Annotated in this window: 11 protein-coding genes and 1 riboswitch; of the genes, 2 read left to right on the plus strand and 9 right to left on the minus strand. The window is 37.3% G+C overall.

Annotation, left to right across the window (positions count from 1 at the left end; genetic code table 11):
• Positions 1 to 188: 188 nt before the first annotated feature.
• The 7 genes from pabB to pepF form a co-directional block, all read right to left on the minus strand.
• Positions 189 to 1,925 carry an aminodeoxychorismate synthase component I gene (pabB, locus tag JNUCC23_RS12020; RefSeq protein ID WP_403071174.1) on the minus strand — a complete coding sequence of 579 codons (1,737 nt, stop codon included), beginning with the start codon at positions 1,923 to 1,925 and terminating at the stop codon, positions 189 to 191.
• A gap of 27 nt (positions 1,926 to 1,952) precedes the next feature.
• Entirely contained in the window at positions 1,953 to 2,519 is a 567-nt protein-coding gene (locus JNUCC23_RS12025) for an anthranilate synthase component II (protein ID WP_403072132.1), read from the minus strand.
• Between the two features lie 581 nt (positions 2,520 to 3,100).
• Positions 3,101 to 4,123: an LLM class flavin-dependent oxidoreductase gene (locus JNUCC23_RS12030; RefSeq protein WP_403071171.1), complete on the minus strand. Its 1,023-nt coding sequence runs from the start codon at positions 4,121 to 4,123 to the stop codon at positions 3,101 to 3,103.
• Between the two features lie 247 nt (positions 4,124 to 4,370).
• Positions 4,371 to 5,738 (minus strand): LLM class flavin-dependent oxidoreductase, encoded by a 1,368-nt coding sequence (locus tag JNUCC23_RS12035; protein ID WP_062179282.1) that lies wholly within the window; start codon positions 5,736 to 5,738, stop codon positions 4,371 to 4,373.
• Between the two features lie 54 nt (positions 5,739 to 5,792).
• Entirely contained in the window at positions 5,793 to 6,338 is a 546-nt protein-coding gene (gene ssuE / locus JNUCC23_RS12040; RefSeq protein ID WP_403071165.1) for an NADPH-dependent FMN reductase, read from the minus strand.
• Positions 6,339 to 6,463: 125 nt separating this feature from the next.
• A riboswitch (SAM riboswitch) is annotated at positions 6,464 to 6,568 on the minus strand.
• Between the two features lie 252 nt (positions 6,569 to 6,820).
• Positions 6,821 to 9,067, minus strand: coding sequence for an AAA domain-containing protein (locus tag JNUCC23_RS12045; RefSeq protein WP_403071162.1), 2,247 nt, complete (start codon positions 9,065 to 9,067; stop codon positions 6,821 to 6,823).
• A 146-nt stretch (positions 9,068 to 9,213) separates the two neighbouring features.
• Positions 9,214 to 11,010 (minus strand): oligoendopeptidase F, encoded by a 1,797-nt coding sequence (pepF, locus tag JNUCC23_RS12050; RefSeq protein ID WP_454211651.1) that lies wholly within the window; start codon positions 11,008 to 11,010, stop codon positions 9,214 to 9,216.
• A 267-nt stretch (positions 11,011 to 11,277) separates the two neighbouring features.
• Here pepF and JNUCC23_RS12055 point away from each other — a divergent pair, with 267 nt between their 5' ends.
• On the plus strand, positions 11,278 to 12,600 hold the full coding sequence (locus JNUCC23_RS12055; protein WP_454211653.1) for an FAD-binding protein: 1,323 nt from the start codon (positions 11,278 to 11,280) through the stop codon (positions 12,598 to 12,600).
• Positions 12,597 to 13,133: an MFS transporter gene (locus tag JNUCC23_RS12060; protein WP_403071153.1), complete on the plus strand. Its 537-nt coding sequence runs from the start codon at positions 12,597 to 12,599 to the stop codon at positions 13,131 to 13,133. The genes JNUCC23_RS12055 and JNUCC23_RS12060 overlap by 4 nt, the downstream gene beginning before the upstream one ends.
• A 332-nt stretch (positions 13,134 to 13,465) precedes the next feature.
• On the opposite strand, the gene JNUCC23_RS12065 is transcribed toward JNUCC23_RS12060, so the two are convergent.
• The gene (locus JNUCC23_RS12065; protein ID WP_454211655.1) at positions 13,466 to 14,200 is read right to left on the minus strand and encodes a YqcI/YcgG family protein; all 735 of its coding nucleotides are present in this window, start codon (positions 14,198 to 14,200) and stop codon (positions 13,466 to 13,468) included.
• Positions 14,201 to 14,330: 130 nt separating this feature from the next.
• On the minus strand, positions 14,331 to 15,422 hold the full coding sequence (locus JNUCC23_RS12070) for a branched-chain amino acid aminotransferase (RefSeq protein WP_062179261.1): 1,092 nt from the start codon (positions 15,420 to 15,422) through the stop codon (positions 14,331 to 14,333).
• Between the last annotated feature and the right edge of the window lie 80 nt (positions 15,423 to 15,502).

The following is a 15,502-nucleotide window of genomic DNA, read 5'->3' on the forward strand; positions in this document are numbered from 1 at the left end:
CTCCTAATAACGATAAAGTTGTCCCTCTTTGGGCAGGTTATACCGTTATTAACTTCAGCACTCTATTTGTATTTCCAAAAATTCCTTTTGCTAATGTTTCAAATTTGTATAACTTTAGCTACCTATTTATGGCGATTGCCTATCTTCCTTCAAGTTAAAGTTTTTAAACAGTTAAATAGATTTTTTTGTTAATGTAAATTTACTTTTACCCATCCTCTGACACTATTAATGAACCAAATCTCATCAGCTGACTTAAGTTCTGTAATATGGACAACTCTTTCATTCACTGTTCCGTTTTGTATTAATTCTTCACGGAATGTACCAGCAAGAAGTCCAGAATATAGAACAGGTGTTACAAGCTCTTCGGCGATTTTCAAGACTACATTACCGTTTGTAAATTCAGTTATTTCTTCCCTTTCATTCCAAAGTAAAACATCAAAATAAGTAGGACATTGGTCTTTATGTATTTGATAAATTGTACGATTTGTTGTTTTGTGGTATAAAAACAAATCATTGCTTGAAACAGACTTCTTAGCCAATGCAACATTACATATTTTATCTGGATAGGGGAGCAAATCTTCAGCTTCAATTGTAAATTTTCCTGTGTTCGAAACAAGTAAACGTACTTTTTTAGAGCTGGTTTCGTGTCGATTTGCAAATTGTTCAAGAGCAGCCTCAATAGTTGAAATAGAAAGGCTGATACCAAAATATTTTGCAGAATTTGAAAGTCGTTTCAAATGGTTTTCAAGCAAAACATATTGACCATTCTCAAGCTTTAGCGATTCAAGCAATTCAAAGTCAGGTGTTTCAGTCGTAAGCAATGCAGCTTTCAAGAAGGCCTCATCATACTCTTCTGTAAAACTCGAATCCCAGGTTATACCACCGCCAATCCCGTATTGGGCAGTCCCTTCCTGCGAATCAATTACAACTGTTCGAATCGGTACATTAAAAGTTGCTTCATGATTAGGTGAAATATAACCAATGGCTCCACAATATACTTCACGTGGCGTTCCCTCCAACTCTGAAATTATTTTCATCGTACTTATCTTCGGAGCACCTGTAATTGAACCGCACGGAAACAATGCTTTGAAAAGATCAATTATTGTAGTTTCCGGTTTTGTTTTTGCCGAAATGGTCGAGGTCATCTGCCATACTGTTGGATATTGTTCAATTTCAAATAAGCGATCAACAAAAACACTTCCTGCTTCTGCAATTTGCCCCAAATCATTTCGTAAGAGATCAACAATCATTAAGTTTTCTGCACGATTTTTCTCAGAATCTTGTAGCCATTGTTGCCGTTCCAAATCCTGTTCAATGGAATTTCCTCTTTTCACTGTCCCTTTCATCGGTCGAGTTGTCAGGGTATCCTTTCTCCAATCAAAAAAAAGTTCAGGTGAAGCAGATAATATTTTATATCTACCAGTATGTAAATAAGCACTATAATTGGAACTTTGCGCTTTAGCTAACTGACGATAAAAGGAAAATTCATCACCGATAAATGAGGAATTCAATCTCAGCGTATAATTGACTTGGTATGTATTGCCCTCTTCAATTTGCTGTTTAATCGTTTGAATTGATTCCTTATATGTTTTATAAGTTGTCTTGGATTGCCAATCGGTAAGAGTGAAATCAGTTAGTGTTTCAGTTAAATGCTGATTTTCGAATTTTTCAAAAATCCCAAACCAAAGCAATGGCATTTTATTCCCTTCTGCCACTTGATAGGCAGAGTCAAACGCAGGAGCTGCTTCGTATGACAAATACCCGACTGCGTAAAAGCCTGCATTCACTTCTTTTTGGATATTTTCTAAGGCTGTTAACACTTCTTCTATTGTATGTGCTTCAATAATCTTGATTGGATTTTGAAAGTACATGCTTTCTTTATTGAATTCTAATAGAAGACAGATGTTTTCATCTTTATTATTCATGATATCTACCTCGTTTACATAACGTATTTATCGTCTATTAATAAAGTTACCAATTAAAGTATGACCATGTTCCGTTAATATCGATTCAGGATGGAACTGTAGTCCTTCTACCTGATATTTTATATGTCGAAGTCCCATTACTTCACTGTCTTTCGTTCTTGCACTTACCTCGATACACTCAGGAAGTGATGACTCATTGACAATTAAAGAATGATAGCGGGTAACCAAAAATGAATTAGGTATTCCTTTAAAGACCCCTATTCCATCATGGGTGATCATCGATGTTTTCCCATGCATTGGCTGTTCGGCCTTTTCAACCTGACCTCCAAATGCTTGGGCAATTATTTGATGTCCGAGACAAATCCCCAGAATGGGTATGCTTTGATGAAATTCCCTTACAACCTTTAGACATATCCCAGCTCCATTAGGATTTCCGGGTCCTGGTGAGAGAATGATGGATTCAGGATTCATTTCTCTAATCGCTTCCAACGAAATTTCGTTGTTACGACGGACTGTGACCTCTTTACCTTCTTGGAGGATATATTGATATAAATTGTAAGTAAAAGAATCATAATTATCGATTAGTAAAATCATTGTTGTTCTCCATTTTTTTGATTTAATCATACATTAGTCGGAAATAAAAATAGCAACGGATAGAAGCCATACTCCGATGTACTTTATTTTAGCAAAAATAGCTTCAAAATGCTTGTTAGATATTATTTTCAACTATGATAGAGTTCGTCAATTTATAGGTATTCTTGTTGTGAAATGTACTTTATACATATTTGATCAGGTTCTTTTTAAGATTTTCAGATTTTCATAAGTCTTATCTAAAAAAAGCCCCTGAAATTTCATTCAGAGGCTGTATGTTATGCTCTTTTCATATGAAGGACATGGGGACGAGGCTTCGCGACTTACTCATATAACTAATCTACTTAGTGGGTATACTTATATAATCTTAGAAAACATCCGTAAGTCTAGCTCCGCATCGCCACCATTGTGATTAGGCGAGTATAACGCGCTTAATGATCTATCCTTCATAGTAACTGATGTCGTTTTTACGCCATTCAGATTTTCTATGGAAAAGGGGCGGGGGCTTCGCACCGCCACCTTCTTCAGGTTATACAATTTGAGAACCTAAACTTTTTTCATCGCTTTAGTTATAGAGCAGACGCTCATGAATGTTTTTTATCAGCGATTTCAGCAATGATTTCATAGGAGCGAAGTCGAGGCTCATGATGAAACATGCCTGAGTTAATAATCATTTCATCGGCTCCTGTTTTATCAAGGAATGCTTGTAGCTTTTCTTTAACTTGTTCAGGGTTACCAATTACACTGGCATCCAGCTTACTTTGGATCGATGCTTTTTCATAAGGTGTCCAAAGACCATCCATTGAGTCTACTGGAGGCTGGAGCTGATTTGGTGTATTGCGAATCAGACTCAAGAATTGCTGTTGATAAGAAGTGGCTAAATAAGCAGCCTCAGCTTCTGTGTCTGCTGCATAGACGTTAATTCCAACCATTGCATACGGTTCAGATAACACATCTGATGGCTGGAAGTTACTGCGATATATCTCTAGAGCTGCCATCGTGTTTTCCGGAGCAAAATGACTCGCGAATGAAAATGGTAAGCCTAGGCTTCCAGCAAGCTTTGCACTGAAACCGCTTGAACCAAGTAACCATATCGGGACGTTTAAGCCTTCACCAGGGATTGCACGAACTCTGTTATGGCGAGATTCAGCGTCAAAATATGTCCGAAGCTGCTCTAGTTGTTCAGGGAAGTCATCGCCGGTATTTCTGATATCACGACGAAGGGCCATAGCTGTAAATTGATCACTACCAGGTGCGCGTCCAAGACCTAAATCAATGCGACCTGGGTACATAGATTCAAGTGTACCGAATTGCTCAGCAATTACAAGTGGAGAATGGTTCGGTAACATGATGCCACCAGATCCTACCTTGAGTGTAGACGTTCCAGCTGCAACATAGCCAATGACAACAGATGTTGCAGAGCTGGCAATACCTGGCATACTATGATGTTCCGCTAACCAAAAACGATTAAAGCCCCATTTTTCTACATGCTGTGCTAGATCTAGTGTATGTTTAAACGATTCAGCCGGTGTACTTCCTTCAGTAATGTTTGCAAGATCAAGCACTGATAGAGGAATTTCACTCAACTGTTTTTTTGATTGTGACATGTATTCAACTTCTTTCTAGAATCATTTGTTATCTGGTTACTTACAGCCATCATATAAAAGAATCCATAAAATTGCACATAGTATGCTTAGAGATTTAATTCAAATATTTTAGTATGATTGTGTTCTCCACAAAAATAGACAATCAATAATTTGATTGCCTATCATTCGATCATTATGGAGCTAAAATTAGATTTAGAGACTCGCACGAATCGGCGATAATACCACAACAATATATCTAGTTAACAAGTTACAGACTAGTTGCTGGAAAAAGTCTTTTACGATATTGTCTTCCATGATGGTGATCTGGCAAATAATCACTGCCAAATAGGTTGTTTCGGAAGGTTCCTTCTTCGTATTCTTTTCTGACTAAACCTCGCTCTTGTAAAATTGGAATCACATATTCAACAAATTCTTCAAAAGTACCAGGTGTAACCGCATAAGCAATATTAAAACCATCCACTCCTGTAACATCGATCCATTCCTCTAAAGAATCTGCCACTTGTTCAGGCGAACCAACAACAACAGGTCCCATGCCTCCTACTCCAATAAATTCGGCGACTTCTTCAACAGTAAAATCGGACATCGATTTTAATGTAGATTGGATGGCATCATTCTTTACATATTGAATTTTTTCCTTAGGGTCCACCCCTTCCATATCCACACCAGTCCAGCCACCGAATAATGCAAGTGAGCCCTCATAACTGGCATGCTTTTTATAATCCAAATATTTAGCTTCAGCCTCTTCTTGAGTCGCACCAACAATTGGCGTAATCAATGTAAGAATCTTGATTTCATCTGCTTTCCGACCTGCCTTCACTGCCTCTTCTCTAAAAGAGGTAACCGTGTCTTTTGTACGTTCCATCGATGTTGAACCAATGAAAACAAGTTCTGCATGCTTTGCTGCAAATTTCGTTCCTTTTGGTGATGCCCCAGCTTGGAATATTACAGGAGTACGTTGTGGTGAAGGTTCACATAGGTGAGCTCCTGGAACTTTATAAAATTCACCATCATGATCGATATCATGAACTTTTTCTGGATCTGCATAAATCCCTTTTTCCTTATCCACTACGACTGCATCATCTTCCCAACTAGCTTCCCATAGTTTATAGACAACATCTAAGTATTCATCAGCTATATCATAACGATTATCATGATTAATTTGTTGATCTAAGCCAAGATTGCGTGCAGCACTATTTAAATAAGATGTTACGATATTCCAACCGATTCTCCCTTTTGTTAAATGATCCAATGTCGAAATTCGTCGAGCAAATAGATAGGGATGTTCATAGCTTGTCGACGCAGTTAAGCCAAATCCTAAGTGCTTTGTAACTTGCGCCATGATCGGAACAACAAATGCGGGATCATTGACTGGAACTTGAGCACCCTGACGAACTGCTGCATCGCGAGAACCTTGGTATACATCATATGTTCCAAGGACATCGGCAAGGAATATGGCATCGAATCTCCCTTTTTCCAGTACTTTTGCAAGATGCGTCCAGTATTCTGCATCTTTGTACGTAGATGATTGATCGTCTGGATGTGTCCAAAGCCCAGGGGATTGATGCCCTGCGCAGTTCATATCAAATGCATTTAAATAAATTCTTTTTTTTGTCATAATCATTACCACCCATTCGTTTTTTAATGATTTAAATTGGTGCTAAATGTAGTCTTAAGCGATTATTGGTTTAGTTTGTTTAATAGTTTGGAGAAACTCCTCTAAATCGTTATTAAGTCGAGTTTGAATATCTTGATCAGTAATAGGCTGTATACTATTTTCTTTATCAATTTGATTATCTATAATATAAGTCCCTTGAGTGGCTCTTCCTTTTAAAGTAGTTATAAGCGGTTTTAAGGCAAAATCGATTGCTAATAAATGCGCTTTACTCCCACCTACCATTAGCGGTAACACTGGAATTCCTTTAAACGCACTTTCTGGTAATAAATCGATTAGAGATTTTAAAATACCTGTATAAGAAGCTTTGTACACAGGTGAACCAATAATCACCCCATCCGCTTCCTCGATTGATTTTGCTATTTGTTTAATTCCCGTGCTATTATAGCGTGCATAAAGCAAATCCTCAGCAGAAATATCTAAAACGGAAATATACTTTACCGTTATATTCTCCTTTTCTAACAACGATTGAACAAATTTTAAAACTACATCAGTCCTAGATGTTGCTGAAGGGCTTCCAGATAAAATCACTACATTGGGCATTTGTTGACCTTCTCTCTTAGTAAATTAGTTATGATCCTTTGTACGGTCTACATTCAAAGGGTTTAATCTATATTAAACACATAAAGTCCTCTTTCCTGATAGAAAGAGGACTTTATGCGTAGTCACTCTTATCTGACAAGCCAATGCTTGCAGGAATTAGCACCTTTCTACTAGTTGTAGAGGTTGCTGAAGCTTCATCGGGCCATTCCCTCGGCTTCTCTTGATAAGAAGTATTAAGTTAATTTTATCATAATATTCTAATAACTGATTGTCAAGATTAAATCATATATTTTTCATCGGAATTGTGTGAATAATATTTATTCACACATTGTAATACTAGGATAATTAAGAAGGGGGATGTCCCCAAAGAAAGGTCTGACCCTGCAACAACTAAATACAGTATAGGATAAGTGATAGATACACTACATACTGATTTAGAGTGCGAGGTCAGACCTTTTGAGATATGCTCCTTATAGTTTCTTCTATTCTACGCTAGGTAGTTGGGTAAGAAAATGTTCAACAACCGCAACTGAATCAAGTCGTGCAGCCACATAAGGTGGGGAAAGTCTACGTGTTGCTTCAAGCGGCATTCCTAGCCAGAGATATTGCTTATCAATGATGACGAATGGAAAAGCAATATTTGTTTCAATCTGTTCTTGCACAGCCAAACCTGGAAGCGGACGAATGGAAATAAGCGTGATCTTAACATGTTTTTGCTTACAATTCAGCATATTCAACCAATCCTCTGTAACTATTCCTTTATCAGGTATAGACAAGATAATTGAGTGACATGCTTTTTTAATATCCTCACCTAGAACATCCAACTTACGCGCATGCATCCACTGAAGCTTAGGATGATGATTTTGAATCCACTTGCCAATGTCCCTGGTTGCAACTGTATGTCCGAAGGTTGTTTGATGATCCACAAGCTTACGTAATGTTTTGCCTTTATAAACGGTTTTTCGAATATAGTCCGTATCGCTTACTTGGATGAATTTCCCTTTCGTTCTTGTAATTGCGACATTAATGAGTCGCTCACTATTCTTTCCAGTCAAAAGCATACCAGCACGTGTTTCAGGATAACTATCAACTGTGTCAAATATCATTACATCACGTTCACTTCCCTGAAATCGATGAACAGTTGCTGCAATAATATCAGCTTGTTCAAGCTCTTTCGCATATACTTCTTGTAATAATAGATCCATAAGACGGGATTGAGCTCGATACGGTGTTACATAACCGATGGATCGTGCACCGCTTGAATACGCTTCATGAAGTAGTTGGAATGACAAGAACAGCTGCCAAAGATTCATCCTTGATCTCGATGTCCGCTCGGCTATACAATGTTCACCAGTTCCACTCGTTTCTAACAGCATTAAGGCACGATTAGGAAATGGTCTTCTCTTAGCAATTTTTGCACGGCTCGTTTGTACACTTTCATGATCGCAAACTCGGGAATGATAAATATGTTTATTCGTGAAGGCCGAAATATCTGGATGCATTCTGCGTTGTTCTTTTAACAGAAACAAATGTGGATGGAGCTTCCCTTCATTCACTACATTCACAACGCCTGAACAATGAAAAATATCTTCTTTTAACCATTTATTCACTGATTCATCACGAGCTGAAGCAATTGGCGGCAATTGTTTAAAATCACCACAGACAATGATATTCTTGCCTAACGATGCAGCAAATGCAACTTGTGGGACATAAGCCATACTCGCTTCATCAAGAATGACTAAATCATATTCCTGTTCATAAAGTGTGCTGTCGCTTGCTGTTTTTGCCAGTGTGCTACCAACGATTTTGGCTTCTTTGACAAGCTCCATTTCTTTACGACGAAATTTTTCAATGACTCTGCCAAGTTTTTTTTCCAATTCAATTAATCGATCTGTATCCCGCTTGCTAAATGAACCTGATAAATCTTGTTTTAAGAGCCGCTTCTCTTCAGTTAGGTTTTCCTTGTCTTCAACTAAATCAGGTTCATGCTTTTCTAACAACTGACTTGAGATGATATCAGGATGACTCGCTAAGCTTTCTCCTGTTTGCGAACCGTACCTTAAAATATCGCCTTCTTTAAAGCGGTTTTTCTTTTTTGTAAATGTAGCGATTTCTGCCATTAGTACATCCACGGCTTGGTTGCTGTGAGACAGAACTAAAAGTTTTTTTCCTTTAAAATAATGATTCGCTGCAATCCGTGCCAATGTATATGTTTTTCCAGTTCCCGGGGGTCCCCAAACGTATGTAATTGGATTAAAATTAGAGCGCAAAAAAAGCTCCTTAACATTACTATGATTCTGATCTATCGGATGCCTGCTCTCCATCGAAGGGTCCATCAATCGTTTGACTCGAAGCCGCTTTTTCTTACTTTTTTTCACTTCGTCTAAGCGCTCAATTAATTGTTCCAAAAGTTCCCATGGGTCATGGTAAAGAAAAGCCTCAGAAATCAAATCTCCAAGTGTTTTTTCAAAAGATAATATGATGCTTTTGCCTTCAGACGAGAGCACTAAACCTTCCTGCTTGATTCCTCCCCATTCCAGTCGAACGAATGATCCGACTGGAATCCTCAGCGATCCAATCGTTTCGAAATAATAAGTAAATCCATCCACCTGATCTATCAAATGACCATTCATAACGTGATATTTTGTACTTCCGTATTTTTTTAAATGGCGGATTTCATTTTCTAATGCTACTTGCCATTCTTTTATATAGCTTACCGTTGAGTTCATTTTATCTTCCTTAAATTTTTGAATTAATGTTCTTCTACAATAGTACGCTTTTCATAAAGTTTGTCAAAGTAGCATGATTTATTGATTTAAAAAAAGGCTATCTCAGTAAAGGATTAGACCTTTAGAGATGAGCCTCTTTCAAAATATTACTTTTCCAACAATTCGCCAAATTCCTTCACTAGTCCACTAAATATCTTCAACGCATTTTCAATCGGCTCTGGTTTAGTGAGATCGACTCCAGTTTTCTTTAGCAATTCAAGCGGATATTCCGAGCTGCCACTTTTTAAAAATGTTAAATACTGTTCAAGTGTACCTTCATCACCTGATAAAATTCGGTCGGCGATATCAATAGCTGACGCGTACCCCGTCGCATATTTATACACATAAAACGGTCGATAAAAGTGTGGGATTCTAGACCAACCGAATTTCACTTCATCGTCAAAAACAATGTCTTCCCCATTATACGCACGGTATATCGTTTCATATACAGTATTAAAGACTTCTGCATTCAAAGGCTCATCATTTTCCGCTTTTTCGTGTGTAATTTTTTCGAATTCCCCAAACATGACTTGCGTAAAGAAAGTTCCTTTAAAGCTGTCAATAAAATGGTTAAGCAGATGCTTCTTTTTATTCAAGTCTGTTGTCGTGTTCAATAAGTAACGAATCAATAGGATTTCGTTCACGGTTGATGCGACTTCAGCAACAAAGATCGAATATCCAGCACTGATTTGCGGCTGATATTTGGAGCTGTAATATGAATGCATTGCATGACCAGATTCATGTGCTAACGTAAATAAACTGTCCAAATCATCCTGATGGTTTAATAAAACGAATGGATGAACTCCATATAAACCTAGGTTATAAGCGCCGGATCGTTTGCCTGGCGTTTCCCTTACATCATAATAACGATTTTCTTTGAAGTTCAAAAGAGTCGATACATACTCTTCGCCAAGAGGCTTCAGTGCTTTTATCATAAGGTCAAACGCTTTATCATATGGAATATCTTCCTTTGCCTCTTGTACAAGCGGAACACTTAAATCATACGCACGTAGTTCATCTACACCTAGAAGTTTTTTGCGCAATTTTATATAGTCATACATCGGTTTAATATTCTCTTTCGTCGCCGAAATAAGATTTTCATATACCTCTGGCGGAACCTGATCTGAAAATAATGATTTTTCAAGAGCTGAAGGGTAGTTCCTTGTTTTCGCCATCGTCGTATTGTTTCGAATGGATGATGAAAGAGTGCTCGCGATAGTATTTTGTAACTGAAGATACGGTTGATAGTAGGCTTTGTATGCCTCCTTCCGTTTTTCTCGATCCTGATTTTCAATCAATTTACTGTACATACCGCGTGTTAAAGTGATTTTTTCGCCGTCGTTTTTTGTCACTTCTCCAAACTTAATATCAGCATTGTTAATCATACCAAACGTTTTTTGCGGAGAAGAAAGGGCATCACCAAGCTGCGAAAGAATTGCTTCTTGATCTTTGTTCAGTACATGCGCTTTAAAGCGATAAGAATCAAGCAAATCATCCTCGAAATAACGTAGTCCTTCTACTTCTTTTATGTACGCTTTTAACGTACTTTCTTCAAGGTTTAATAAAAATGGCATAAAAAACGAAGTAGCTGCGCTAATTTTCTGCCCTAATTGACTAGCACGATCAAGTAACCCTTGGGCAGCGGGTACTCTTGTGTCTAAGTCCACCTGAAGCATTGCATATACATATAGCTTTTTATATGTATACCCTAATTCTTCACTAAGTGATAAATAACGAAATAGTGAATCTGCATCCCCAATTTTCCCGTCAAATGCCTTTAACTTCTCCACACTATTCAAGATCGTTTGATAATCCTGTTCCCACTTTTCCTCGTTTTCATAAATATCTTCCAATCTCCACGTTTCTTCTACTTTAACATCAGCTCTAGTCGAATATGCAGTCATAATTGATCCCCCTTTTTATATTATTTTTCCCATTATATCGAAAATGTATGAATCTGTATAACTAGCCGTTTTTTCGAAAATATTTAGCATCTTTCATAATATGGTATAATATAGGACAGTATAGCTGAATTTTTCCAGAAGGAGGCGAGACTAATTTTCAAGAATCGATATTTCGCTATCTTAATCTATTCGATAATATTTGTATATTCTTTATCATACTTTCAATCTCAGCTTACAAATCCGATAATAGAAGATAAAGGCCGCCTCTTGCCTGTTAAGATGAAAGCGGTAAAATCAGGTGTTGATGAAAACAAGCTGAAACAGATCGTATTAGACGCAAACATTGATCATGATCCGATATCCATTGCCGGTATGCAGCACAGTCAAGGAGGCCAGACGCTTTATCCAAATGGAATCCTACTTGATATGAAACAATATAATAAAATTCTAAAATTAGATGAAAATAAAAAACAAATTACCGTTCAAAGTGGTACGACTTGGGCAGATATTCAAAAGTTCATCAATCCTTATGGTCTTGCTTTAAAAGTAAGCCAGTCTCAAAGTATTTTTACAGTAGGCGGTTCATTAAGTGTAAATGTGCATGGTCGTGACATACGCCATCACGCCTTGATTGAAACGGTTGAATCATTTCGTCTATTAAACGCTCAGGGTGACATTATGACTGTAAGCCGTGATGCAAATTCAGAGTTATTCCATGCAGTAATTGGTGGATATGGATTATTCGGAGTGATTCTTGATGTTACTTTACATTTGACAGACGATGAACTCTATCAAATTCAAACAAAATCACTAGCTTATGATGATTATAGCTCGTATTTCAACCGTGAAATCCTTCAAAACGACGCCGTTAAAATGCATCTCGCTCGAATCTCGGTTGCACCTGACAGCTACTTGAAAGAAATGTATGTAACCGATTATTACGAAACAGATGACCGATCCCAATTGGAGAAGTTTAGCTCTTTAAAACGAGAAACAATCATTGCGATACCCAAATTCTTTCTCGGACTTGCTCGCTTGAATAATTGGGGGAAAAATATGTTTTGGACCACTCAAAATGTATACAATGAGAATATTAATGGTTCATATATTTCTAGAAATAATGCCATGCGTTCCGATTCCACATTTATGGAGTATGATAGTTTTAACAAAACAGAAGTATTACAGGAATACTTTGTTCCAGTTGAACAATTCACAGCCTATATTGATGACCTTAGAGAAACGCTTAAAAATGAAAAAGATTTTAACCTATTGAATATCACCGTCCGTTATGTGGAGAAAAATGAAGAGACTGTTATGAGTTATGCAAAAGATGATATGTTTGCCCTCGTTATGCTTATTAACCAAGGGACAAGTAAAGATCGTATTAAAGAAACGGAGCGAGTAATCCGAAACATGATAGATATAACCTTAGATCACGAGGGTAGTTACTATCTTCCATATTATCATTATCCGACAAGAGAGCAGTTAGAAAAAGCGTACCCACGGACAGATGAATTCTTTGCTCTGAAAAAAGCCTATGATCCTAAAGGACGATTCTTGAATCTTTTCTATGAGGAGTATCACAAATGAATTATAGACGATTTTTTATTTATCAAGGGACAGTCGGTATGGCAGCTAGCATGATTTTTCCGTTTTATGTTTTGCTTTTGAAAAATGCTGGTAGCAGCTATTCTCAGTTTGGCTGGGCTTATGGTTTATTCGCATTAACGGCAGCACTGAGTTATTCTGTAATTGGAAAATTCGCCGATCGTGTTGGAGATAAGGCATTGTTGATCCTTTATTCTTGGGGTATGGCACTGGTCTTGCTCACTTTTCCGCTCGCTTATGAAATTTGGCAGGTTTATCTATTACAGATTGTGATGGGATTATTAGGTGCCGTACAAAAAAACTCCGAAAAAACAGTTCTCGCTCGTTCAGTAAAAAAAGAAACAGCGGGGAAAGAAATCGGCCGCTATCATATGGGGACATCGATTGGTGCTGCAATTGCTGTTATAGCTACAGGTTATTTAGTTGATTTTCTGACGATTGGCAGTATCTTTTATCTTGCTTCGATTGTATTTGCGTGGAGCGGGTTTTATATTATGAAACGGGAAACGACATGAAGCCTTATAGGGGTACAATTTTACATATAAAACCTTCATGTATTAGTTGAACTTTCGGTTAAGGCTTTCCCTGTATTTTTTGGTATATCTGCTTTGAACACATCAATTGTTTCAATTGATACATCTTTTCCTATTGAGACCATAATGCATTAATCGCATCGGTCTAATGTTTGATATTTACAGTTTAAATGTAAAAAAACATGCTCATTCCGAGATAAGCAAAGTAAGATGGTAAAGAAAACACAGAATATAGTTGTTGTCCTATATTTTCTTAGTATTCAAGCCTATTTAATTATTAGACAAGCATTAACACACAAGAGAATTTATTTTTCTTACAATAGATTTTTATGGTGAAATGGGCATTTTCCTAATATAGGTTCAATATCATCACCGATAAAAAATTGCTTCCATTCATTGTGTTCTGGGTCTCCGTAATGGCTAATATCCGGATGTTTAGGTAGGTTATCCCACTTTTCAACACGTTCTCTTACTTTTTCACGCGACATAATCCCGCCTTGTTCTGTTCCTTCAAGTCCGTTGAAAATCATTCTCGGCTGAATGCCAAGAACAAGTCCCCTCCCTAAGTCACGAGTTTTTCGCTGTTTATAGGCAGGTGCGTTACCAAATATGAAAAAAGGTTCACCAGCAAAATGAAAATCCCAAAGATGATGGTCAGGATTCTTCGGTTTCTCTTGGGGCCATTCTTTCGGGTCATGTTCATGCAAATATTGCAAAACATTCCAAAAGTAATTTCGATAATGCGCAATATCACCCTCTTCTTTTTCTGGTTCGACAAAAACAAATAATCCATGTCGTATATATGGTGGCTCTTGAAATAATTCTAGAAATTCTTCAATCGCTTTCGGTAGATTGGACCAATCATCTTGAGAAATGTATGCATAGCGAAGCTCGCCCTTGTTTTCAGCTTTCATTCCAAAATAGCAAGGAAACGTCTTATCAGTAACAAGTTTGTGAAAGGTTTGGTACTCCTGAATTAACCATGGAGGTACTTTATTAGGATTTTGCATATCTTCTTTCGTTAATAAACACGGAGAAGTAGTTTGCATGATTTCAACCCCTTATCATTATTTGTCTTTTACTTCTTAACTACCCAGCTAAAAAGAAATAAAACGTTAAGATGCTTTAATAAGCTAAAAAAGAGCAAGCTTTTGGATTTTCCATTAGCTTGCTCTTTTTTTATTTTTGTGTGACCTTTTCTTCAACATGCATGATCCACCCTAACTGATCTTCTTCTTTACCAGTTTGGATTCTTGTAATGGTATTGTATAATTTCGTTGATAATTCACCCGTTTTTCCTTCATTGAGGACAAGCTTTTCGTCATTCCAGAAAAACTCACCAATTGGTGAAATGACAGCAGCCGTACCAGTACCAAATGCTTCTTCCAATTTCCCTTCTTGATGAGCTTGATATACCTCATCCATAGAAATCTTCCGTTGTGAAACAGGGATGTTCCAATGTTCAAGCATCTCGATAATCGATGATCTTGTTACACCGTCAAGAATACTTCCATTTAGTGCAGGAGTTACTACTTCTCCATCAATTTTGAAAAACACATTCATACTTCCAACTTCTTCAATATATTTCTTTTCAACTCCATCAAGCCAAAGTACTTGGGAATAGCCATTTTCTTCAGATACTTTTTGCGCTTTTAAACTAGAAGCATAATTGCCACCTGTTTTCGCTGTACCAGTTCCACCTACAACTGCACGGACAAACTCTTTTTCAACAGCAATCTTTACAGGGTGTATTCCTTCTTTATAATATGAACCTACAGGCGACATTATGATGATAAATTTATATCGCGAGGAAGGTGATACGCCTAGGTAGGGCTCAGTTGAAATAATAAATGGCCGTATATAGAGTGATGTTCCCTCTGCGTCTGGAATCCATTCTTTATCAATAACAATTAATTTTTTCAAAGCTGCCAATGCAAAATCGATATCTACCTCAGGTATGCAAAGACGATCATTCGATTTATTTAACCGTTGGAAGTTCTTTTCCGGGCGAAATAAAACGATATCTTTGTCATCTGTATAGTATGCTTTCATCCCTTCAAATACGGATTGTCCATAATGAAAAATCATTGCAGAGGGTTCGAGTGTAATCGATTGATAAGGAACGATTCGTGGATCATGCCAACCACTTCCTTCAGTATAATCCATAATAAACATATGATCAGTAAACACTTTGCCAAATTCTAGTTGATCAGATTTCGGTTTTTCTTTCTTCGTTGTTGTTAGTGTGATCTCCATGTCATGTTCCTTCATTACCAAGACTCCCTTGTGGATATAATTTATTATAAAAATTCTATATTTCATTGTACTACCTTATACTATCAAAGTTCAAG

The organism is Peribacillus sp. JNUCC 23 (assembly GCF_053653995.1).